Genomic DNA, 23,514 nt, shown 5'->3' on the forward strand with positions numbered 1-23,514 from the left:
TTAAATTAAATAAATTCTATTAATATAATTATGCTCACAAAATCTTTTGATCCAAACTTGTCTGAAAATAAATGGTATAAATACTGGTATGATAATAAACTATTCGAAGCAGATTCATCTTCAGGAAAAACTCCATATACAATTGTTATTCCTCCTCCAAATGTCACAGGAATTTTAACTCTAGGCCATGTGTTGAACAACACTATTCAGGATTTATATATTAGGTGGCACAGAATGAGTGGGTTTGAAGCTTGTTGGATTCCTGGTATAGATCATGCTGGAATAGCAACTCAAGCCAAAGTTGTTGAAGCTTTGAAACTTGAAGGGATTGATTACAAGGAACTTGGACGTGAAAAATTTGTTGAGAAAGTTTGGGAATGGAAAAATAAATATGGTGGTATAATTTTCCAACAACTAAAATCATTAGGTGTTTCTGTTGATTGGGGTCGAGAAAGATTTACTATGGAACCTACATTATCAAAAGCTGTGACTGATGTGTTTGTCAAACTTTTTGATAAAGGGTTAATTTATAGAGGAAAAAAAATAGTAAACTGGTCTCCTAAAATGCAGACAACTATTAGCGATGAGGAGGTGATTCATAAAGAAGTTAAAGATAAATTATATAATCTTAAGTATAAAGAGGAAAATGGAGGAGAAGGAATTTGTATAGCTACCGTTAGACCAGAAACTATTTGGGGTGATGTTGCAGTAGCAGTTAATCCTGAAGACATCAGGTACAAACATCTTATTGGGAAAAATGTAGTTGTTCCAGTAGTTGGCAGATTAGTTCCTGTTATTGCTGATAATTATGTAGAAATTGATTTTGGTACAGGTGCATTAAAAATTACTCCAGCTCATGATATAAATGATTATGAAGTTGGAATTAGGCATGGGCTTGAGATAATAAATACTTTAAATCCTGACGGGACAATGAACAATCTTGCTGGACCAATTGCAGGAATGGAAAGGTTTATTGCAAGGAAAAAAACAATTGAACTTTTAGAACTTGAAGGGACATTAATTAGCCAAGAAGACTACATACATTCAGTTGGTTTTAGTGAAAGAGGAGGAGAGCAAATAGAACCTTTTTTATCAGATCAATGGTTTATGTCAATGAAAGAATTATCAAAACCAGCAATTGAAGTTGTAAATATTGGTTTGATTAAAATTCACCCTGAGCATTGGACAAAAACCTATAATAATTGGATGAAAAATATTAGGGATTGGCCCATTTCTAGGCAGCTTTGGTGGGGTCATAGAATCCCTGTTTATTATACAGAATCTGGTCAATATACTGCAGCTCATAATGAGGATGAAGCTCGTACTAAATTAAATGTATCAAAAGAAGTTGTAATCAAACAAGATGAAGACGCATTAGATACTTGGTTTTCAAGTTGGTTATGGCCTTTTTCTGTTCATGGTTGGGGAAGTGATGAAATAAATGAAAAAGATTTGAAATACTTTTATCCAACAAATTTATTAGTTACAGGACCAGATATTATTTTCTTTTGGGTTGCAAGAATGATAATTGCAGGATTGGAATTTATGCCATCTGTTAATATGGCTGACGGATCTGAAAGGAAAGAATTAAAAGATTTAATTCCATTTAAGGACGTTTATTTTACTTCAATAATAAGAGATGAAAAAGGAAGAAAACTTTCAAAGTCATTAGGTAATTCGCCCGACCCTTTGAATGTTATAGAAAAATATGGTGCAGATGCATTGAGATTTACAATAATATATTCTGCTCCTCATGGTCAAGATATTAGGTTTACAGAGCAAATGTGCGATCTTGGTAGGAATTTTGCAAATAAAATGTGGAATGCTTGTAGGTTCCTTTTAATGAAAAGGAATGATGCTTTTAAAGTAGAAGTTAATGAATCAGATTTAATTAATGAAGATTTTGTTGAGATTGAATACATTCATAGTGAGCATACGAATTTAATACCAGTTACAACTTCTGACAAATGGATTTTATCACGTTTTAATAATTCATTATTTAATATAGAACGTGCGTTAAAAGATTTTAAAATGGGCGAATACTCAAAGTTAATTTATGATTTTGTATGGGGAGATTTTTGTGATTGGTATGTTGAATTTTTAAAAGCTGAAACTCAAGGAAATTCAATTGAGAGTAATCAAAAACAAATTAATTTTGGAATTAGTTTATTTGAAAATATTCTATGTATGGTTCACCCAATTATGCCTTTTGTTACAGAAGAACTTTGGCAAAATATATATAATAGAAATGATAACGAATCAATTTGTATTGCAGAATTTCCAAAATATAAAAAAGAAAATATAGATTTAAACATTGAAAAAGAGTTTAACATCTTGCAACTTTTAATTGAGTCAATTCGAAGAATGAGAAGTGGAGCAAATGCATCACCTAGTAAAAAGATTGACGTATCAATTAAATCTTCAGATTTTGAGCTAATAACATTTATAAAATCTTCTGAAAAATTATTAAAGTTATTAGGTAAAATTGAAAATTTAATAATTTCAGATCAAATTGAAAAGCCAAATCTTTCTGCAAGTGAGGTAATTTACGGATGTGAAGTTTTCGTTCATTTAGAAGGTTTGATAGATTTAGATAAAGAAAAAGAAAAAATTATAAAAGAGATTTCTAGATTAGAAGGTCAGATAAAAGGTGTAGAGTCTAAACTCAATAATGAAAAATTTATGTCAGGTGCTCCAGAAAATGTTGTTGAATCAGAAAAAAATAAACTAGCTAATTTTAGTGATGCAATTATTAAATTAAATGAGAGTTTAAAAGCAATGAATTAGTTTTTTGAATGATAAGAGTAGTAATAATTTAAAGAAGTCAAATTAATTTATTAAGTAGAAAAATTCTTCCAATAAATCTATTATTTTTATTGGAAAAGTAAGTGATATTCAGTCATTTTTAAAGTAAATTGTTATACTAAAATTCTAAAATCCACCGTAACAAATTATTTCAATACACTTGTTTTACATTCCTTAATTTTGCACCCACTATGAAAGCAATAATACCAGTTGCAGGTCTTGGGAGTAGGTTAAGACCACATACATATACATCTCCAAAAGTCTTGCTAAATGTAGCAGGAAAGCCAATACTTGGTCATATCTTAGATAAGATACTATCGGAAGGGGTTACATCTGCAACTATTATTGTAGGTTACATGGGGGAAATGGTAGAGGATTATGTTCGGAAGAATTATACATTTGATGTAAAATTTATAGAGCAAAAAGAACCACAAGGTTTGGGTCATGCTATTATGTTAGCAAAGGAAGATTTGGGAGATGAACCACTTCTGATAATTTTAGGGGATACTATTTTTGATGTAGATTTACGCCCAGTACTAATTGGTAAAGTTTCTTCTATAGGTGTAAAAAGAGTTGATGATCCTCGTAGATTTGGAGTTGTAGAATTGAATGGGTTGTCTATTAGTAAATTGATAGAAAAGCCAGAATTTCCAACAACAAACTTAGCTATTGTCGGATTGTATTTCATTAAACAACCAAGAGTATTATCTGAATGTTTAGATGAATTGGTGACTAAGAATGAACGTAACAAAGGTGAGTATCAACTAACTGATGCTTTACAAAAAATGATAGATCGTGGTGAAAAATTTACAACATTTAATGTAGATGGCTGGTTAGATTGTGGTAAGCCTGAAACATTACTTGAAACAAATCGTCACCTACTCGATAAAAAATCTTTAGAGAGAGAATTACCTGGAGTGGTAATAAATCCTCCTGTACATATTGCTCCAAGTGCACAAATTAGAAACTCTGTAATAGGACCATTTGCAACAATTGCTGAGGGTGCAATAGTTAAAGATTCTATTATAACAAATTCAATTGTTGGGGATAATGCATTGGTTGAGCAAGCAATGCTAAATGAATCAATTATTGGAAATAATAGTGTAGTAAGAGGCAATTGGAGAAAAGTAAATATAGGTGCTAATTCTGAATTATATTTAGGATAGTATCTTAGTGAAAATTAAAAAATTAATCAACAAAAAATATAAATTTATTAAAAATGTTTTTATTCACATCTGAATCTGTTTCTGAAGGGCATCCAGACAAAGTATCCGATCAAATATCTGACGCAATACTTGATGCAATTATTGCTAAAGATCCAAATGCAAGAGTTGCTTGTGAAACTTTTTGTACAACTGGATTGGTGGTTATTGGTGGAGAAATTACTACTAAAACTTATATTAATTTCGATGATGTGGCTAGAGAAACAATTAGACAAATTGGTTACACAAAGCCAGAATATAGATTTGATGCAGATTCTTGTGGAGTAATAAATGCTGTGCATTCTCAATCTCCTGATATTGCAATGGGTGTTGATACAGGTGGTGCAGGAGATCAAGGGATGATGTTTGGATATGCTTGTGATGAAACTCAAGAGTTAATGCCGGCAGCCCTGATGTTCTCTCACCGAATTATGTCGCGATTGGCAGAAGTAAGAAAAATGAAAAACTCTCCAATGTCTTATTTACGTCCAGATTCTAAAAGTCAAGTAACAATTGAATATGGTGATGATTTCAAACCAAAACGTATTCATACAATTGTTGTTTCAACTCAACATGATCCATTTAAAAGTCCTGCAATAATGCAAAAGTCAATTTTAGATGATTTAAATAAATATGTTTTTCCAAAAGTATTGCCAAAAAATATGTTGGATAAAAACACAATTTATCATGTTAATCCAACTGGAAATTTTGAAATTGGGGGACCTCATGGAGATACAGGATTAACTGGAAGGAAGATAATAGTTGATACTTATGGTGGTGCAGCTCCACATGGGGGGGGTGCTTTTAGTGGTAAAGATCCATCAAAAGTTGATAGGAGTGCAGCTTATGCAACTCGTCATCTAGCAAAAAATGTAGTTGCAGCAGGACTAGCAAGCCGTTGTACAATTCAGGTTTCTTATGCAATAGGTGTAGCAGAGCCAGTTTCATTATATGCTGACACTCATGGAACAGGAGAAATTAGTAATAGTAAGTTATCAGAAATTTTACTTAAAGAGATTGATATGACTCCAAAAGGAATCATTAAAAGATTGAATTTGCGTCGTCCTATTTACAGAAATACTGCTGCATATGGACACTTTGGTAAACCAGAATATTCATGGGAACAGACAAACCTAGTAAAACAAATTCAAAAGGCAGTTAAATAATTGGAAAAATACAATTTTTTTTTTGTAAGGGGTTTGTGTTTAATACAATTTAATAATGAACTTTCATTTATAATATCTTGTTTTTTATGAGAGTTCTTAATCTTGGATGTGGAAATAAAAAGAATGATTTCCCTGAGTTTAGCCAAGCAATTGAAGTTGTAGGTGTTGATTTGAGCAATATTTCAGATGCAGATATTTTACATAATCTAGATAATTTTCCATATCCATTAGAAAGTGATTATTTTGATTTAGTAATTATGCAAGATGTTGTAGAGCATCTCGAAAACGTACCAGGAACATTAAATGAGGTTTATAGAGTCTGTAAAAATGGGGCTGAACTTCGTTTAAGAACTCCTCATTATGCTGGATACTATGCTTACGGAGACCCAACACATAAAAGATTTTTTAGCATTTATGCATTTGATGGATTTAATGCTGATAAACCAAATTTACTATATACAGAATCAAGATTCAAATTTTTGGAACGAACAATTGAATTCCCAAAACTTTGGAGGATTACTGGAGTTGCTTGGTTAGCAAATAAATTTTCTCATAGATGGGAACAATTGTTTGCATATATTTTTCGACCTGAAAATATCTATTTTAGAATGAAAGCGATTAAGTAGATTATTTTAAATAATGATAGCAAAAATTTTTAAAAAAGATTAATTAATAACATAAAATTATAACAAATTAGAAAATGGATCAAGTAGAAGGAAAATACAAAGTTGCTAATATTAGTTTAGCCGATGAAGGTCGTAAACTTATAGACTGGGCAGAAAGTAGAATGCCAGTAATGATGTCTTTAAGAAAAAAGTACTCAGAAACAAAACCACTTGCTGGTTATAGAATTGCAGGTTGCTTACATGTAACAAAAGAAACTGCAGTTTTAATTAGAACATTAAGAGAAGCTGGTGCAGAAATTTCATGGTCTGGTTGTAATCCATTATCAACTCACGATGCAGTTGCAGCTGCTTTAGCTGAAGAGGGTGTCAAAATTTATGCTTGGCATGGATTAAATGTAGAAGAGTTTTATTGGTGTATTGATCAGACTTTATTAATTAATCCAAACTTATCATTAGATGATGGTGCAGATTTAATTTTTACTGTACACAACAAATATCCTCATTTAATTGAAACCATGGTTGGTGGTACTGAAGAAACTACAACTGGTGTTCATCGTTTGAGAGCAATGGCTGCTGATGGAGCTTTAAAATATCCTGTAATTGCTGTAAATGATGCAGAAACAAAATGGGATTTTGATAATGTTTATGGTACAGGACAATCAACATTAGATGGAGTTATTAGAGCTACATCTGTAATGCTAGCTGGAAAAAATATTGTTGTTGCAGGATACGGACATTGCGGAAAGGGTGTTGCTTTAAGAGCTAAAGGAATGGGGGCAAATGTAATAATTACTGAGATCAAACCAACAGCTGCATTAAAGGCTACTTTAGAAGGAATGAGAGTAATGGAAATGGAAGATGCTGCAAAAATTGGTGACATATTTATTACTGCAACAGGTATTAAAGATATTATAACTGGAAAACATTTTGCTTCAATGAAAGAGGGTGCAATTGTTTGTAATACTGGGCATTATGATTGTGAAATAAAAATTGACGAATTACAAGAGCTCTCTGTTTCTAAAAGAACAATAAGGGATAATAATGAAGAATATATAATGAAAGATGGTCGCAAAATTTATGTTCTAGCAGAAGGAAGGTTAGTAAATTTGGCTGCAGCTGAAGGGCACCCTTCAGAAGTTATGGATATGTCGTTTGCGAATCAGTTTTTATCACAAGTTCGATTAGCTGAAATGGATAAGAGTGATACTCGTTGGGAAAATAAGGTTTATGATATTACTTTAGAACAAGACCAAATGATAGCTAAAATGAAATTAGAAACAATGGGTATAAATATAGATTCTTTAACTTCTGATCAAATTGAATATATGAATGAATATGCTGTTGGAACATAAGTAGTTTTTTTTTTAAAGATATTTTATAGATAATTTCCCAAATGAAATTGTAATATTACTTTTCAGTTGGGATTTTTTTTATTTAAATTCTACTGAGTTAAAATGCTTGTCCTAATGAAATATGAAAAGTCCAAGCATCAGAAAATCTTTTATAAAAATATCTATTACTAATCGAATTTAAATTTGGGTAGATTGGTTCATAGATTTGCAAAGCAGGAGTGAATCGAATAATACCAGCAGGAGTGTTATAAGTTAAGCTACCACCAAATGACCATGCAATATGATCAAGTATATTAGTTCCTGCTAAACTTTCATTTTGAAAATCACGATAAAAAGCGTTCCCAGCATCTATAAAAATAATTAAACCAATATTATTTAACTGACGATTAAAGGAGTTTGTTTCTGGTAATTTAAATAACCTTGAAACTCTAAAATCGAAACTTGTTTCAAAAACACCAATACCACCAAAAATACTTATACTCTTCTGTAACAACCTTTGAGCTAATGGTGCAATACAACTTCTAATTAATGGATCAAACTCTTGAGGAGGTGGGGGTACAGTGGCTAACAAATTGTTATTTTCCCAACCTCTACAACTATTTGCTCCTCCAACAAAAAACCGTGATTGAGGGGGAGTAAGTTTTAGAGCACTTGGTTCTATAATCCACCCTGCATGATTCCTAAATGCGAGTGAAGAATTAGCATTTAAAGGATAATACCATCTGTAATCATATTCCAATTTCAACCAAAAACTTTTAAAACCAAGTGTTCCAATTTCTGTATTTAAAGTTAAGATATTCCCATCTGTTGGGTTAAAGAAATCGTTCCTTTTATCATGAATTAGATTCCCATTCAATGTAATTTTTAACTTTAGAGCATCAAAATTATCTTTTACAAGTGGATTAGTTACGTAATCTAAATCATCTCCTTGTGAATATTGTAATTTGTAAATATTCTCTATCAGTAACTTTGAAATCTCGCCATTTATTCTATTAGTATCTACACAATTAGTTCCATTCAAAGTTGAGAAAATATTGTTTACTTCTATTGCATTGTAACTATTAATATCTATATATTCCTTATAATTCAAATTGAAATTAAGGAGTGCTCTTTGAAAAAAAGTATAAGTATTAAATTTTATCCCTTTTGCAAAAGTAATATTTCCAAAGAAATTATTTAATTCATTACTTGTATTTAAAGGTGATTTTTCGCTACTATAACCAACATTGAAATTTACAGAATAAGCAGAATTTAGATATTCAATTCCTAATGATAAATTTGGATAATCATTCAACAATAATTGCTTGAAATTGGTTAAGGCATTTAAAGTTATTGAACCTTTAAAACCAATTTGATCTGCATTTCCAGTTATGTTCATCTTTTTATAAGAACCATTTGCTGAAGCACTAAAACCATAAAAAGTAGTATCATTTATAGATTCAGTTCCAGTTAAAGAGAATGAAAGAACACCTTCCAAGCCACTTAACTCTGTGAGTTCTAAATCAATACTTACAAATATTTGATTAGTTATTGTATCAATTACATTTTTCATATGTAGCTTGGAAACAAAAGGAAGTGTTCTTAAAGAAACTTCAAATTCTGATAATTTATTAACAGAGAACCAATCTCCTTCATTAAAAGGACATATATCAAAAATGAATTTTTTATTTAAAGTTTTACTAGCTTTCCCAATATTTATTTTAAAGTTATTACTGTCAAGTTTTCCAAATTTATATCTTGATCCTGTTGTAAAAAAAAGTATTGCACTATCAAGATATTTATTATTCAATGAATCTTCAAAAATACTTACAGAACCAAGTGTTCCAGGAGTACCACTAGCAAATGGATAACCCTGATTACGAAGGATATTAACAACCCTACCACTATCTTGAGATAGTAATTCCGAAGAAAACCTTTCTCCAATTAAATTTATCCTATTCTCATTCCCAATTTTGTATTTTATAAATGTTTCTAATGAATCTAAACCTAAATATACAATATTGTTTAATAAATAGGGAGGACCTTCATTAACAACAAATGTTGGATAAACAATATTTTTTACAGTATCTCTTTTCAAACTACAATATATTTTAGAAGAATGGAACCCGTTATCGAAGTAAAATGATCTCAATTTTTCTAAATCATTTTTCAATTTTTTCATATCTAATCTTTGAGGTGGAATAGAAAGTTCGTCCATTCTTTTTTTTAGAATTGAGTCATGTTGTGAATTGAAATACTTTGAAATTGAAAGTGTATAAAATGGTAACATAATACCGTTTCTAAGAGTTGATTCGCTAGACTTAGTTGAAAAGAGAGTTGATAAAATATCTGAAGTAAAACTTTTATTCCCAACAATTGAAACCTTAGTAATTACTGGTGTTAAAGCTAATTCTTGTATTTCTGTTTGAGCTGATAAATTATAGAAGTTTATCAAAAAAAAGAAAGGAGCAAATAGAATTAAACTAAAATTTAGATATTTATTTTGATCATTTTTCATATATGAGTAAAAATAAAAATAGGGAAGATATTTTAACAAAATTATATTATTAAATTTCGTTACAATAAGTTCCCTTAATTAATAAATCAATTTGGGTTGTATAAAAGTAAATATATGATTAATTAACAAATTTATTAATAATCATCTACATCTTCATCCATATACATATCATCATGATTAAATGCTTCAGGCCAAATATCCTCAATGTTGTCGTAAATTGCCTCTTCGTCATCTGTTAGCTCTTGTAGGTTTTCAATAACTTGAAGTGGAACAGCAGTGCGGTTAGCATAATCAAGCAATTCTTCCTTTGTTGCTGGCCAAGGTGCTTCCTCAAGATAGCGGGCTAGATCTGGTGTCCAAAGCATAGTATTTGTATCAGGTTTTAGTTTAAAAATTTGTCGGAAAAAAATATTAATTAAAATAACAACCGCGAAAATAAAATTTAATTGAAATTAAATGAATAAATATTTTAAAATTCAAATTTTATTTTATTCTTAAATTGAAGTATTAAAATTATCTATTCACTATTTAATATGAAATGAGAATAATTATAATGTGAATATCTGTTATAAAATTAGTTAGAAATAACCTAATGTAAAAATTATTCGTTCAATTAATACTTAACTTTTAGTTTTGCCAATTATAATAACTTATGATTAGATATTCTGTCTTTAAAATTTTAAATTAACAAATGAATCCTCTAGAATTAATTCTAAATCAAGGTCAATCAATTTGGTATGACTTTATCAGTAGAGATTTTATTTCATCTGGTAAAATGGCAGAATATGTTGCCAAAGGTATTAGAGGCATGACCTCAAATCCAAGCATTTTTGAAAAGGCAGTGGCAAGTGGTAATGAATATGATTCTCAAATAACGGAACTTTATTCTCAAGGTAAAACTACATCTGAAGTTGCTACAGGAATAATGATTGATGATATTAAGTCTGCATGTGATATACTCAAAGGGGTTTATGATTCATCAAATAAAAGTGATGGATTTATTTCATTAGAAGTTAACCCTAAATTAGCTTTTGATACTACAGGCACAATAAATGAAGCAGAAAAACTTTGGTCTATGATTAATAAACCAAATTTAATGATTAAAATTCCTGCAACTAAAGAAGGTTTACCTGCAATCACAAAAACCATTTCAAAAGGGATTAACGTGAATGTAACCTTGATGTTTTCATTACAACAATATATAGATGTTTCAAATGCTTATATCAATGGCTTAGAGGAAAGATTATCTAATGGAGGTGATATTTCAAATATCAATTCTGTTGCTAGTGTTTTTGTAAGTAGAATTGATGGAATGATAGATTCACAACTTGATAATATAGGTTCAATTGAAGCGTTAAATTTAAAGGGAAAAGCAGCAATTGCCAACACACAAATTATTTATCAACACTATCAAAATTTGTTTTCAAGTGACAGATGGAATAAGATTGCTAATGAATGTGGAAAGCCACAAAGACCACTTTGGGCTAGTACATCAACAAAAGATCCATCTTACCCAGATTTAATGTATGTAGATAATCTAATTGCACCAAACACTGTAAATACAGTTCCACCTGAAACTCTTGTTGGTATTCTAGATCATGCTGATACTTCAAAAAATATTTTCTCAGCAATTGGTTCTGCTGATGAAGTATTAAAAAATCTTTCAGAAGTTGGGATTGATATTAATTTAGTAATGCAAAATTTACTCGAAGATGGGGTAAGTAAGTTTATTGTTTCATTTGATGGGTTGTTTGACAAATTAGAATCTAAAAGAAATCAATCAAACAATTCTAATATTTAGCATTTAATTTTTTTATAAATTCATTTTCAGTTAATCTATATTTGAATGCTAATCTTTTATGTATAAAAATTACAGGGATTTTATCCCAATAAGATTCATACCAATTATCACCTATATTGATTTTAATAATTTCTAAATTAAATTTATGTTTTGATTTTACCTTAAGAATTGTATCTATTGCTTCATCACATAAATGGCAGTCAATTTTTGAAAGAACTAATACATTAGGTATTATTTTAGGACTTTTAAAAAAATACAACAATTTTGAAAAAATACTAGGCATTGTTTTTTAGATATTTATAAATAATAACAAAAATAATTTGCAACGGATTCATAGTTTTTAGTCATAATTTAAGTGAAGAAAATTTAAACTTTAATTTACAAATATTGTTTAGTATTACAATTGAAATTTTAAATATTAATGAATTTTAGCGGAGAACCAAATAAGCCCAGAACATCTAATATTATTAGTTCTGTGAGTCGTAATACTACAAATAATTTAGGTCAGGGTAATTTAAATAACAAAAAAAGATTTAGTAAATGGAAAATAATTCTATTTGCTTTTTTAGCTATTTTGTTAGGGTTTGGAGCAATTGTTCTTTTAGATAAAGTTATAATGCCCTGGTATGTAAAGCTTGGAGCAGTTGCACAGGTTCCAAATGTACTTGGAATAAAATATGAAGAAGCTGAAGATAAACTAGTAAAATTAGGATTTGAAGTTAAAAAATCTGAACCTAGGTTTGATGCAAGATCTCCAGCTGGAACAGTTGTTATGCAATTACCTTATGCAGGTTCTCAAACAAAGCAAGGTAGAAGAATATATTTAACAGTCAGCCGTGGTGAGAATTTAGAATTTGTACCTAATTTAATTGGGTTGGAATTGAGGCAGGCTCGAATAAATCTAATTAGAGTTGGTATGGATGTTGGTGAAATTGTTTATGAATTTTGTGATACTATTGAACCTGGCAAAGTTTCAGGTCAATCTATGCAACCAACTGCTATGGCAAGACCAGGAACAAAGGTTGATATGATGATTTCTAGAGGCAAATCTGTAGCACAAACTATGATGCCTAGCCTAATTGGAGTTAACATTGATGATGCTCGAGCAAAGCTTGCAATTGCTGGACTTTCACTCGGAAAAATTTCTTATAAGGAAACTGAATCTTATGAGGCAAATTTAATTATTGCTCAATCTTTATCAGCATACACATCTGTTGCACAATATTCCTATGTGAATGTAACTGTTGCAGTAAAACCAGGTAGTTTGCTTAAAGACACTGCTAAAGTTAAGGAGTTGCTTGATGAAAATAAATCAATTAATCAAAGTGGATTTGGAAATAACAATAATAATTTATCAACTACTATTAATGTTGATAAAAAAATTCAATTAGGTAATACTTCTTTAAATAATAATGGTAAACTCAAAAATGTTAAAGACAAATTACCAGAGAGAATGGTGAAAGATTTATCTTCAATTACTAAACAAAAGAGTTCTAATTCAAAACCAATTACTCAAACAAAAGTTAGTAATGATAAAAGTAACAATGTCCCAAAAACTCCTTTAAATGCTAAGAATGTACATAATAGTACATCTTTTGTTAATAATAAAAATGTGGTTAAGACAACTAATGATTTGAAAACTAATGGGAGTTTATCTAATCAAAATGTTAATTCAAAAAAAACAGCATTACAGCCATTAAAAAATAACAACCCTACACAAAATCTAGTTAAAAACCCTTTAGTAAAAAAAGTAATTATACCCAAAAATACTAAAATAAATAAACCATTAGTTAAGAAAATCAATCCTGGAAATGGGTTACCAGTTATAAAAAGAGATGAGTAGTTTATTAATTATTAAACAAATTACTATTACCATTTGATTTGAAGATTCATTGAAATATTATTTGGAGTAATAATTAAATTTGATGTAAGTTTATCATCTACATCAAAGTCATAAAGATGAGCACTAACGTAAGAATCTATCATACTCAATCCAATTACCCCAATTAATCCAAGAATAATTTTATCTCTATCATTTCTGTATAAATCACGTCTGGTTCTATATGTTAAATTCTCAGAAGTTCCTATAATTGAATTTTCAAAAAGAGATGAATTCTCAGTGAAAAGTGTATTACATTGAATACCTTTATAAACCAAATACCCAGATGATAACATAAATAACGGGGCTTTCCAATATTGTTCATTATAAAACTGCCCTCCACCTGGAATAATTGAAAATAATACTGCTGCTGTTGGATTCTTTTTTATTATAATACTTTTAGAAATACTTGAATCTTTATTATTTTCTTGAGCTGATAGATTTGATAAATAAGATAAATATAAATTTGTAAGTAGAAATATTATAATCCCAAACATCTTTTTCTTTTTCAAAATACTAATTTTTTTATTAAGAATAATAAAATAAACTTTAAGTTAATTACAATCCTAATTTCTAAGTTTATCAAGGAGTTTATTTAGTAAAATGAGTTCTTCTTGATTTAATGAACTCATAAAATTATCTAGTTGATTTATATCCTTTTCAATTGTAACAATTAACAAAATTCCAATAGAATTAATTTTTACATCAACCAATCTTTTGTCATTTAAATTTACATTCTTATCAATCAATTTTTTAGTAAATAATCTTTCAACAATTCTTGATGCATCAGAATATTTATCAATCATTCTATCCATAATAACACAAGTTGAAACAACACTAGGATATACACCTTTTAAAATTCTTAATACATTGTATTGTTGGGATGTAATATTATACTTTTCAAAAAATTTTTTTTTCTTTGATAAATACCAATTTGAAGTAAACATAAGATTTATTCCAGCCTTTTGTTCTTCAGATCTAAATGGTTTTGTTTGTTTTATTTCATCTTCTATTCTCATTATAAAAAAATTAAAATAAAAAAGTAATAATAATGGTTTTAATTTCCAGATCCTCTAAATTTTTCTAAGTATTCATCATGTAAACCCTCAATACAATCACCGCAAAAATAATTTACAAAACCTGCTATTTTATCTCTGTGAATCATTTTGCTCTCTGAAAGTTTTTTTTTACAAAGATGACATTCAACTTCTTGCCCTAAAGCTAGTTCTTCTGTTGTTGGGGGTTTTCTATTTACAATTCCGAATCCATAATAAATTAGAAATAAAACTCCACAACTTAAAAAAATCATTAAAACAATTCCCATTATCTGATATATTAATTAAAGAAATTATTCAAAACTTAAATTTATAGATAGTTTTTATATTTTAAAAAATATTCTAAAAAAATATTTCATCAAAGATGTAAATTAAAAAAAACAAACCCGCAAAAGTAAAAAAAGATTAAGCGGGTTTGTTCTTAAGTAAATTGAAACTAATATTATTTATAGTACACTTTCATCAATTCCTTCTAAAATAGAAACAACATCAGACAAAAATTTACCACCTAACATTCCGTCAATAACTCTGTGATCATGCGAAATAGAAAGGTAAACCATAGATCTTATAACTATCATATCATTTCCTTCAATCTGTCGAACAACTGCTTTTTTCTGAACAGCACCAGTACCTAATATAGCAAGTTGAGGTTGATTAATAATTGGTGCTCCATGAAGCATTCCAAAAACCCCATAATTAGTTAAAGTAAATGTACCACCAGAAATATCATCTGGTGTCAAAGCCTTTGTTCTGGCTTTGTTAGCTAAGTTATGAACTGCATGTGCAACACCTGAAAGGCTTAATCTATCTGCATCTTTTATTACTGGTACTATTAGATTACCATCTGGTAAAGCTGTTGCCATACCAAGATTCACTCTCTTTTTCAAGATAATATTAGTTCCTTCAACTGATGCATTTATCCATGGATTATTTCTTAAAGCTTTAGCAATAGCATAAATAAAAAATGGAGTAAAAGTTAACTTTACACCTTCTCTTTTTTCAAATGCAATTTTATGTTTTTCTCTTAAATGTACAATTTTAGTTAAATCTGCCTCTGCAACTCCCGATACGTGTGGAGAAGTTTGTTTAGAACGAACCATATGTTCTGCAATAAGCTGACGCATTCTATCCATTTGGATAATTTCAACATCTGGGTTTGGCTGAGTTGCATTAGTATACGATTGAGTAGGCTTTGGTTGTGATGAAAAAACTTGAGCAGTTGTTTGTTTTAATTCTTTATTCGAGTCCAGGTTAGCATCTTGAGAAATTGCACTCCTAGAATTTAAATAATTTAATAAGTCAGATTTTGTTACCCTACTTTTATCACCACTCCCTTTAATTGAGTCTAATTCATTAAGAGATACATTTTCTTTTTCTGCAATTGAACGAACAAGTGGTGAATAGAATTTACCATTAGAATTTCTAGGGATTGGAACTCCAGGCAATGATTGAGTAACTACTGAATTAGAAGTAATAGCATTATCAATTTTAACTTGTTGATTATTCTCAACATTTACAATTTTATTAGCAATTGGATTATTACTAACAGAAGTTGAGTTGCTAGTACCCTTTACTGATGATGAAATGTATGCAATAACTTCATTCACAGGAACAACAGCCCCTTCTTGAGCCACAATTTCAACCAAAAAACCTGCTAATGGAGATGGGATTTCAGTATCAACTTTATCAGTTGAAATCTCTGCAATTATTTCATCTCGTTCTATTGAATCACCTATCTTTTTTAACCATCTTAAAATAGTCCCTTCTTGAACAGATTCACCCATCTTTGGCATTCTAATCTCAGATTTAACTGAGTTATCATTTATATCTACTGGTGATTCAATTATAACATCTTGTTCTTTTATTTCTACAATAGTTTGCTCAGGTGCTTTAATCTGTTCAGGTGCATGAATTAACTGGGGTTGAGGACTTACAGACTTATCGTTTAAATCTCCCATTTTAGCAATAACAACACCAACTAATACAGTTGATCCTTCTTCAAATAATATTTCAGATAATACTCCAGCATAGGGAGAAGGAATTTCAGTATCAACTTTGTCTGTTGAAATTTCAGCAATTATTTCGTCACGTTCTATAGTATCACCTGGTTTCTTTAACCAACGTAAAATAGTTCCTTCCTGAACAGACTCGCCCATTTTAGGCATCATTATATCAAGAGACATTTTTAGTAAGATTTATTATTTCGATTTAAGTTTTTAACAAAAAATTAGATTGCAAATTTACGGAATAAGAATTTGATCAGGTAATAACTTTATAAATTTAGATTATTATTTATGTATTATCTCAAAATAGTTTCAGTCATAATAATCTTAAAAAATAAATTCTAAATCAAAATTTTTAAAATATCTAATTATCAAAAACTACTATTTGATTAATGAAATTAGAAAATTTTTATATAAATCTCCAACCCAAATTCTAAGGAAATATGAACCAATAGGTAATCCTTCAAATGAAATTTCTTTTTCATAAATGCCTTTTTGCTTGAATTCTTTTGCAACTGGAATTATATGATTCCCCAATTTATCTACAATATCAATTTTTACATTACAATCAAATCCAATTGTATATTTAAGTATAGTATTAGATTTAAATGGATTTGGGTAAGGGTTGCATATCATGAAATTATTTTTGTCAAACAATTCATTATTACAGATTTCATTAATTAATACAAAAACAGAATCATTCTCAACTTCAACACAATCGTATTCTGGTATTTCTAACTTGATAGAAAACTTACTAATTCTACTTTTTGTAAATGGAATTGAGAAATTAAGATGTAATAAATTATTTACATCAAAATCATCATTGAGAAAATTAATCAACATTACAATTTTTCCTGGATTTGTCTCGTTGGAAATTATCGATAAACTAATTTTATCTGGATCATAGGAAAATGTATTTAAAAATATAGATGAAGTTGAATCATAATAAATGGTTAGAATCCCTTGATTAATTTTGAAAGGATAAAATGAATTTGATAATGAAACATTTAGATTAAATGAATCTAATAAATTAAGGAGTAATGATTTTGAGAATTTATTTATTGTAACATTTAGTTTTGAATTTACATTTACTGATCCACCTTCAATATTAACAAATAGTTTATCGTTTTCACTTGATGAATTTGTTATTTGCAAGGCAGTTTTAAACAATCCGTCTATTTTGTTTTTGTACTTAACTCGAATAATTTTTGTTTCGTTAGGATTTATAGAAAAATTCTCAAATGGCTTAATATTTAAAATCTGAAATTTATCTAACTCACCAATTAACCTTAGATTGCTTATTTCAATAGGAAATGTTCTACTTGTGTTGGTAATTTTAGCTTCTAGTATAGCTGAATCTGGGTAGCACAAATTATTAATACTATCACCAGATCCAATTAAAAAAGTTTTTTCAACTCTACCTTCAAGTTTACATTCAACATTTGAATTGTTATCAGAATCAAAAAGTATGATTGGTTTAATAATTGCATTTCTAAATCCACTATCTTTAGGAGTAAATTCTATATCTAACCAAAGAGTATCTTGAGAACCTAATTTAAATGTGAATGGGAAATTTATAGATTGCTTGTTAGATATTGAATAATCTTTTCCAAGTTTATTACTATCACTTTCAATTTGAATATCAGAAATTGTTAAAGAATCTGAAAATTCATTTATCTCGATGTAAAATGGAATTTTAGTTTTTTTTATATAATTTCCATATTCAATCAAACCAAAGTCAAAATTTTGAGTAAAAAGTTTTGATTGAACTGAAGTACCAAATAAACTAATTTTAAAAGTAAGGTATTTTTTATTTGTCGATAAAATATACTCAACTTTATGGTAACCAATTTCTTTAGGTTGATAAGTAATAACAACATAAAAAGAATCATTTTTTCTAAACAATTTCTTTTTAATCAGGCTTAAATTATAAATTGAAAATATATTTGTATCTCCAACTGCAGATAAAATTCCTGTTACTTCAACATCTGCTAACCCTATATTTTTTAAAACAAAATTTGATAAATATCCCCCATTCACTTTTCTCCTACCCCAATCAAACTTCACATCAGCAAAATCAGACTTAATTCCTAACCCATTTAAGATACATTTGTTATCACCATTTAATGAATTTTTGGCATTAGATTTAAAAATAATAGTGTCAGAATATGGTTGATCTGAAACAGGTTGAAACCCAACCTTGAAAACAAAAAATCCTCCTGATTTAATAGTTATTGGGAAATTAAAACCATCAATAGTTGAAAAAATAGGGTCTTTAGAAATGTAGTCAGAACTAATTATAATGTCCTCTCCAATAACATTTGAAATGTTTTCAACTATAAACGTAAACTCAGAGAGTTTGCCAATTTCCACTTCATGAAAATCTAAATCACTCACTCTAATAAGCCCAGTTTTTTGGGCTAAACAATAATTAGTTCCAATAGTAATGAAGAGTAAAATATATATTTCAAACGAAAAGAATTTATTAGTGTAAATTCTATTCCCTTTGATAAGTGAAATAAATATATTCGATAAATGACTAATATGAGTAGTAGGTAATAATTAGATTAAAAATATTATGATTTAAAATTCAATCTCAACAAGTAATTATTTTGAAAAAAGTAAATAAATACTTTAGAAGTTAATTAAAATCTAATAATATTACTTTAAAAAAAATGTTAAAAATAATGAAATTAGTAGTAGTGAATTGGCTTAAATAATTCTTAAAAAGTAAATGAATAGTTAACTAAACCATTGATAAAATATAAATTATATGTGATATCATAAGTGAATAAAATTTTATTAAAGAATTATGATATAAACACAATATAAATTCATTATTTAAATCAAAAAATATGTGTTGTTAAGTTCTTCTGCATTATTTTTGCAGTTAATATGAATGATCAAAACAATTCTTTGTTAATAAGAGCACTTAAAGGTGAAAAAGTAGAAAGACCGCCAGTATGGATGATGCGTCAAGCTGGCAGATACCTTCCAGAATACAGGGCAATAAGGAGTAGAACCACTTTTTTAGAACTTTGTAAAAATCCTGAACTTGCATCTGAAGTAACTATTCAACCAGTGGATTTGGTTGGGGTTGACGCGGCAATAATATTTAGTGATATATTAGTTGTTCCAGAAGCTATGGGAATGAATCTTGTAGTAGAAGAAGGTAAGGGAGGACCAAGATTCACTGAGCCAATAAGAACTGTGGATGCAATTGATAATTTACAAACATCAGTAACTGATAAATTGGATTTTGTTTTTAATGCAATATCACTTACTAAAAAAAATTTAAATGGAAAGGTTCCATTAATTGGGTTTGCTGGAGCTCCCCTTACTCTTGCAGCATATATGATTGAAGGTGCTGGTTCTAAAAATTTCGATTTATTTAAAACTTTTATTTATAATGAAAGTTCAGCTGCAAAAAAAATGTTTGAAAAATTAACTCATGAGCTAATCAATTATATGATTGGTCAAATCAAAAGTGGTGCTAATATGCTTCAGCTTTTTGATACTTGGGCTGGTTTATTACCTGAAGAAAAATATAATGAATTTGGTTTAGAATTTGCATCAATAGTAATAAAAGAAGTTCGCAGAAATTACCCTGATATTCCAGTATTGTATTTTCCAAAAGGGCTAAGAAGTTACGATTCAATAACTAAATCAAATGCAAGTGGTTTTGGTATTGATTGGCAAATTGATATCAATAGAGCTCAAAAAGAGATACCGATTGAATATGCAATTCAAGGGAATCTTGACCCAGTATTATTACTTACAAATCCTGATAAAATTCATGAAGAAACAAAAAAGATGTTAAGCAAAATAGATGATAATCGTGGATACGTTGCAAATCTTGGTCATGGCATATTACCAATTACACCTGTTGAAAACGCAAAAGCATTTATTAATGCTGTTAAGTATTAGAAAGTAATTTAAATTTATCTTAAACTTTTTGAGGTAAGATTTTACAAAAGAAATATACAGAAAAATATTAGAATGTTTTTTTGTTGTTAAATCAAATTAAAATTTAATAATCAATAATTTAAAATCAAAAAGTTAATAATGAAAAAAATCTTTTTTATACCTTTTTTAATATTAGTTTCAATTATAACTTTAACTAGTATTCAAAGTTGTAGCACAATATCTAACTTGGCTAAGAATCTTCAAAATTTACAATTCAAACTTGATAATGTAAATAATTTCAAGTTAAATGGAATTGATGTTAGTAAAATAAGTCAGCCTTCTCAACTCAGCATTATTGATATGCTATCTTTAACAAATATGATAACAAAAAAACAATTACCAGTTGATTTTACATTAAATGTATCTGCTAAAAATCCAAATGGTACATCTGGTAATTCAAGTAGTAATAGCAATGCAATTACATTGACAAAAATGAATTGGACTCTTTTGATTGATGATAGAACAACTATAAATGGGGTCGTTAATCAACCTATTAATGTACCTGGAGCTGGTCAGTCAACAATTATTCCAGTAGGAATACAATTGGATTTAATGAAATTTTTTAATGATAAAGGAGTTGACGATTTGGTTAACTTAGCATTAGCTTTAGGTGGAGCACAAGGTTCAACTACTAGATTGAAATTATCAGTAAGACCTACAGTTCAAACACCAGTTGGTTCTTATCAATATCCAAGTGATATAATGGTTATGAGTTCAGGTTATACTAATTAGTGTTTAATCAAGTATTAAAATTTATCATTTAAAAATATAATATAAAAAAAAGGGGTGAAACTGATTTCACCCCTTTTTAATATCATATTATGAATTAAAATTATTTCTTCATAAAGTTTCCAATGAAACCAAGTACATCATCTATTGGACTACCATCATGATTCATATCAACTAAATTACTTAATGTTCCTAAAATCCCTGGTGTGGACTGTTGAGCTTGTTGTTGTTGATCTCCTAAAAACCCTGATATGTTATTTGCGTCCAAACCTGCTTGTTGTTTATTTTGACCTAAGTAACTCATTACTATTGGGGCTAATGTTGTTAAAAGTTGTGCAGCCTGACCCATATCAAGTCCACTTGATTGAGCAACTCCTTGTTGAGCTAACTGTTGTTTATCTCCTAATAAGTGCTGTAATATTCCAGCACCATTTGCAGCATTTGTTCCTTCCATAACTCCCCCAATAAAACCTGCAATATCATTTACCACGCTTCCATCATGATCTCGATCAAGAGCATTAACTAATGAATTAGCTCCTTCTGGAGTTGATGAATTCTTAGATAAAGCAGATATAATTAATGGTAATGCTCCTTGAATTGCACTTTGTGTTTTACCTTGATCAGCTCCTAACTGGCTACTTATTAGTTGTAATGCAGGTCCGCTCAACAACTGTGATACATTTTCAAATAATGACATTTGTAATTTATTAATTTAAATTTTTTGAACTATTATAAAAGACAAATATATAAAAAAATATCCACTTACTTATTAACTGAAAATTTTCTAATTTCTCTAAAATTATTCAAATCTTTTATCTCTATAAAATATACTCCACTTTGTGATGGTTGATTAAATCTAATTTCAAGCGGAACTTTACTTGTTTCGTAATATATTGAATTCTTTTCTAGTTCTACACCATTAATGTTATATAAAGAGAGTATTAAATTACTCGGTTCGTTAAGAATTACGGTTAAGTTGGCTGATCCATTTTTTAGAATTACTTCAGAAACATTATTTTCTAATAAAATTGAGTTATTTAAATCCGTTGTTAAATTTGGTATTTCAATTTGTACAGTATTTGCTTTTTCATCGAAAGTAGTTTTAAATTGGAATAAATTCGTTCGAGCTGGTGTTTTTTTTACAACTCCTGCAACATCAAATTCTGCACCATGACATCCACAAACAAACCTCATTTTAGTTGAATTAAAATCCCCAACATTACAATTTTCATGTGGGCAAACTTCATACACTGCATTAAATTTTGTTAAACTTTCTCGAATTAAAATAACTTTTCGGTTAGATGGAAGTGTAGATAATGGTTTCCCTATTCCAGAAATTGATAGCCTAACCATTCCATTTAAATTCGATAAATTAGGAAAATCGCTTAACTTAACAGTATAAATTCCTGAAAGTGTGTTTCCTTTTGATTGTAATGTAGGTGTAAGTGAACCTAATACGATAGGGGCTGTAAACGATAATACTGTTGCACTAAATAGTTTTGAAATGAAGTCTCTTCTTGAATTTACAGATTGCATTATTTAAATTATTTAAAATATAGTTTAAATTAATGACACCTTTAATTTGATTAAAGTTACAACATTAATTAAAAAAACATTCCTATATAAATACAGGAATGTTAATTTTATTTTTTAAAAAATAAATAATAATTACTTAACGATAGTAAATTTCCTTACATCTTCAATACCCAATGAAGATTTTATAACGAACAAATATGTGCCAGATAATGTAGGTTTATCTAATTTAAAAGTTGACAACTCATTTGGAACATTATAAGTTTCCATTTTTGATTTTATAACATTACCATCAATAGAATAAATAGTAGTTTTAACTTCACATCCATTAACAAAACGACATTTGATTGAGACAGTATTATCATATTCTTCAACATTTGATATAAAATTATCACCATCAGAATTGTTATAAACACCTGTCGTTAAATTAGGAATTTCTATGTTAACTCTACTTCCATCATTTGTGGTTTTAAATGAGTTTAAATCACTTGTTGCCGGTCCTTTTGTTACTAAACCTTCTGCTGAAAACTGAGAACCATGACATGGGCAAACATGTTTTTTAGTAGTTGAGTTGAAATTTGTTTCTCCAACACTACATCCTTGATGAGTGCAACTTTCTGAATAAGAAATAAATTCAGTTTCTGATTTTCTGTAAACAATAACTTTTTTATTTTTAAATGGTGCTGGCATATTTGGAACAGAAATCCACACCAAACCACCAACAGTTAGGGCTGGGAAATCAGTTATCTTAAATGAATAAATACCTGATAAAACACCAGCTTTTGCACATAGAGTAGGAATTAATTCACCTAAAATAACAGGTGCTGCCATCGACATAACCGTTGCCCCAAATAACCTTGAAACGAAATCTCTTCTGTTGTAATTTTTGATCATAAATTT

The 23,514-nt window shown here is 28.9% G+C and carries 20 protein-coding genes; 9 read left to right on the top strand and 11 right to left on the bottom strand.

Annotation, left to right across the window (positions count from 1 at the left end; genetic code table 11):
- Positions 1-9 precede the first annotated feature (9 nt).
- From IPP08_02295 to ahcY, 5 genes are all read left to right on the top strand, one after another.
- The gene (locus tag IPP08_02295) at positions 10-2,787 is read left to right on the top strand and encodes a valine--tRNA ligase (GenBank protein ID QQS67815.1); all 2,778 of its coding nucleotides are present in this window, start codon (positions 10-12) and stop codon (positions 2,785-2,787) included.
- Positions 2,788-2,996: 209 nt separating this feature from the next.
- Positions 2,997-3,971: an NTP transferase domain-containing protein gene (locus IPP08_02300; GenBank protein QQS67025.1), complete on the top strand. Its 975-nt coding sequence runs from the start codon at positions 2,997-2,999 to the stop codon at positions 3,969-3,971.
- A 53-nt stretch (positions 3,972-4,024) separates the two neighbouring features.
- A complete protein-coding gene (locus IPP08_02305; protein ID QQS67026.1) occupies positions 4,025-5,173 on the top strand; it encodes a methionine adenosyltransferase in 1,149 nt (382 codons plus the stop codon).
- A gap of 86 nt (positions 5,174-5,259) precedes the next feature.
- Positions 5,260-5,799, top strand: a complete 540-nt coding sequence (locus tag IPP08_02310) for a class I SAM-dependent methyltransferase (GenBank protein ID QQS67027.1) — start codon at positions 5,260-5,262, stop codon at positions 5,797-5,799.
- A gap of 74 nt (positions 5,800-5,873) precedes the next feature.
- Positions 5,874-7,151, top strand: coding sequence for an adenosylhomocysteinase (gene ahcY, locus IPP08_02315; protein QQS67028.1), 1,278 nt, complete (start codon positions 5,874-5,876; stop codon positions 7,149-7,151).
- A 97-nt stretch (positions 7,152-7,248) separates the two neighbouring features.
- Here the strand turns inward: ahcY and IPP08_02320 are convergent, their stop codons facing one another.
- A complete protein-coding gene (locus tag IPP08_02320; protein QQS67029.1) occupies positions 7,249-9,648 on the bottom strand; it encodes a BamA/TamA family outer membrane protein in 2,400 nt (799 codons plus the stop codon).
- A gap of 134 nt (positions 9,649-9,782) precedes the next feature.
- Positions 9,783-10,013 carry a DUF2795 domain-containing protein gene (locus tag IPP08_02325; protein QQS67030.1) on the bottom strand — a complete coding sequence of 77 codons (231 nt, stop codon included), beginning with the start codon at positions 10,011-10,013 and terminating at the stop codon, positions 9,783-9,785.
- Positions 10,014-10,339: 326 nt separating this feature from the next.
- Here IPP08_02325 and tal point away from each other — a divergent pair, with 326 nt between their 5' ends.
- Entirely contained in the window at positions 10,340-11,449 is a 1,110-nt protein-coding gene (gene tal, locus IPP08_02330; GenBank protein ID QQS67031.1) for a transaldolase, read from the top strand.
- On the opposite strand, the gene IPP08_02335 is transcribed toward tal, so the two are convergent.
- The gene (locus tag IPP08_02335; protein QQS67032.1) at positions 11,439-11,732 is read right to left on the bottom strand and encodes a glutaredoxin family protein; all 294 of its coding nucleotides are present in this window, start codon (positions 11,730-11,732) and stop codon (positions 11,439-11,441) included. The two genes, tal and IPP08_02335, sit on opposite strands and share 11 nt — an antisense overlap.
- 138 nt (positions 11,733-11,870) lie before the next feature.
- On the opposite strand from IPP08_02335, the gene IPP08_02340 reads away from it, so the two are divergent.
- Positions 11,871-13,292 (top strand): PASTA domain-containing protein, encoded by a 1,422-nt coding sequence (locus IPP08_02340; protein QQS67033.1) that lies wholly within the window; start codon positions 11,871-11,873, stop codon positions 13,290-13,292.
- 26 nt (positions 13,293-13,318) lie between these two features.
- On the opposite strand, the gene IPP08_02345 is transcribed toward IPP08_02340, so the two are convergent.
- The 5 genes from IPP08_02345 to IPP08_02365 form a co-directional block, all read right to left on the bottom strand.
- Positions 13,319-13,840, bottom strand: a complete 522-nt coding sequence (locus IPP08_02345; protein ID QQS67034.1) for a hypothetical protein — start codon at positions 13,838-13,840, stop codon at positions 13,319-13,321.
- Between the two features lie 54 nt (positions 13,841-13,894).
- The gene (locus IPP08_02350; protein ID QQS67035.1) at positions 13,895-14,347 is read right to left on the bottom strand and encodes a winged helix-turn-helix transcriptional regulator; all 453 of its coding nucleotides are present in this window, start codon (positions 14,345-14,347) and stop codon (positions 13,895-13,897) included.
- A 38-nt stretch (positions 14,348-14,385) separates the two neighbouring features.
- Entirely contained in the window at positions 14,386-14,652 is a 267-nt protein-coding gene (locus IPP08_02355; GenBank protein QQS67036.1) for a hypothetical protein, read from the bottom strand.
- A gap of 177 nt (positions 14,653-14,829) precedes the next feature.
- Positions 14,830-16,566: a 2-oxoglutarate dehydrogenase, E2 component, dihydrolipoamide succinyltransferase gene (gene sucB, locus IPP08_02360; protein QQS67037.1), complete on the bottom strand. Its 1,737-nt coding sequence runs from the start codon at positions 16,564-16,566 to the stop codon at positions 14,830-14,832.
- 201 nt (positions 16,567-16,767) lie between these two features.
- Positions 16,768-18,783, bottom strand: coding sequence for a hypothetical protein (locus IPP08_02365; GenBank protein QQS67038.1), 2,016 nt, complete (start codon positions 18,781-18,783; stop codon positions 16,768-16,770).
- A gap of 498 nt (positions 18,784-19,281) precedes the next feature.
- Between IPP08_02365 and IPP08_02370 the strand changes: the two genes are divergently transcribed.
- Both IPP08_02370 and IPP08_02375 read left to right on the top strand, forming a co-directional pair.
- Positions 19,282-20,313, top strand: coding sequence for a uroporphyrinogen decarboxylase (locus IPP08_02370; GenBank protein ID QQS67039.1), 1,032 nt, complete (start codon positions 19,282-19,284; stop codon positions 20,311-20,313).
- 138 nt (positions 20,314-20,451) lie between these two features.
- On the top strand, positions 20,452-21,084 hold the full coding sequence (locus IPP08_02375) for a hypothetical protein (protein QQS67040.1): 633 nt from the start codon (positions 20,452-20,454) through the stop codon (positions 21,082-21,084).
- A gap of 100 nt (positions 21,085-21,184) precedes the next feature.
- Here IPP08_02375 and IPP08_02380 read toward each other — a convergent pair whose 3' ends face one another.
- The 3 genes from IPP08_02380 to IPP08_02390 all read right to left on the bottom strand — a co-directional run bounded on the left by IPP08_02380 (position 21,185) and on the right by IPP08_02390 (position 23,508).
- Positions 21,185-21,778, bottom strand: a complete 594-nt coding sequence (locus tag IPP08_02380) for a DUF937 domain-containing protein (GenBank protein ID QQS67041.1) — start codon at positions 21,776-21,778, stop codon at positions 21,185-21,187.
- Between the two features lie 65 nt (positions 21,779-21,843).
- Positions 21,844-22,617 carry a Rieske (2Fe-2S) protein gene (locus IPP08_02385; protein QQS67042.1) on the bottom strand — a complete coding sequence of 258 codons (774 nt, stop codon included), beginning with the start codon at positions 22,615-22,617 and terminating at the stop codon, positions 21,844-21,846.
- A gap of 132 nt (positions 22,618-22,749) precedes the next feature.
- A complete protein-coding gene (locus IPP08_02390) occupies positions 22,750-23,508 on the bottom strand; it encodes a Rieske 2Fe-2S domain-containing protein (protein ID QQS67043.1) in 759 nt (252 codons plus the stop codon).
- Between the last annotated feature and the right edge of the window lie 6 nt (positions 23,509-23,514).

The sequence above is a fragment of the Chlorobiota bacterium genome, from assembly GCA_016700335.1.
In the GTDB taxonomy this organism is placed as follows: Bacteria; Bacteroidota; Ignavibacteria; order OLB7; family OLB7.

Coding starts and splice junctions, on each gene's coding strand:
- IPP08_02310 (QQS67027.1), top strand. CDS start 5,260: ATGAGAGTTCTTAATCTTGGATGTGGAAATAAAAAGAATGATTTCCCT.
- IPP08_02300 (QQS67025.1), top strand. CDS start 2,997: ATGAAAGCAATAATACCAGTTGCAGGTCTTGGGAGTAGGTTAAGACCA.
- IPP08_02370 (QQS67039.1), top strand. CDS start 19,282: ATGAATGATCAAAACAATTCTTTGTTAATAAGAGCACTTAAAGGTGAA.
- IPP08_02355 (QQS67036.1), bottom strand. CDS start 14,652: ATGGGAATTGTTTTAATGATTTTTTTAAGTTGTGGAGTTTTATTTCTA.
- IPP08_02305 (QQS67026.1), top strand. CDS start 4,025: ATGTTTTTATTCACATCTGAATCTGTTTCTGAAGGGCATCCAGACAAA.
- IPP08_02320 (QQS67029.1), bottom strand. CDS start 9,648: ATGAAAAATGATCAAAATAAATATCTAAATTTTAGTTTAATTCTATTT.
- IPP08_02335 (QQS67032.1), bottom strand. CDS start 11,732: ATGCCTAGTATTTTTTCAAAATTGTTGTATTTTTTTAAAAGTCCTAAA.
- ahcY (QQS67028.1), top strand. CDS start 5,874: ATGGATCAAGTAGAAGGAAAATACAAAGTTGCTAATATTAGTTTAGCC.
- IPP08_02340 (QQS67033.1), top strand. CDS start 11,871: ATGAATTTTAGCGGAGAACCAAATAAGCCCAGAACATCTAATATTATT.
- IPP08_02350 (QQS67035.1), bottom strand. CDS start 14,347: ATGAGAATAGAAGATGAAATAAAACAAACAAAACCATTTAGATCTGAA.
- tal (QQS67031.1), top strand. CDS start 10,340: ATGAATCCTCTAGAATTAATTCTAAATCAAGGTCAATCAATTTGGTAT.
- IPP08_02390 (QQS67043.1), bottom strand. CDS start 23,508: ATGATCAAAAATTACAACAGAAGAGATTTCGTTTCAAGGTTATTTGGG.
- IPP08_02380 (QQS67041.1), bottom strand. CDS start 21,778: ATGTCATTATTTGAAAATGTATCACAGTTGTTGAGCGGACCTGCATTA.
- IPP08_02325 (QQS67030.1), bottom strand. CDS start 10,013: ATGCTTTGGACACCAGATCTAGCCCGCTATCTTGAGGAAGCACCTTGG.
- IPP08_02375 (QQS67040.1), top strand. CDS start 20,452: ATGAAAAAAATCTTTTTTATACCTTTTTTAATATTAGTTTCAATTATA.
- sucB (QQS67037.1), bottom strand. CDS start 16,566: ATGTCTCTTGATATAATGATGCCTAAAATGGGCGAGTCTGTTCAGGAA.
- IPP08_02385 (QQS67042.1), bottom strand. CDS start 22,617: ATGCAATCTGTAAATTCAAGAAGAGACTTCATTTCAAAACTATTTAGT.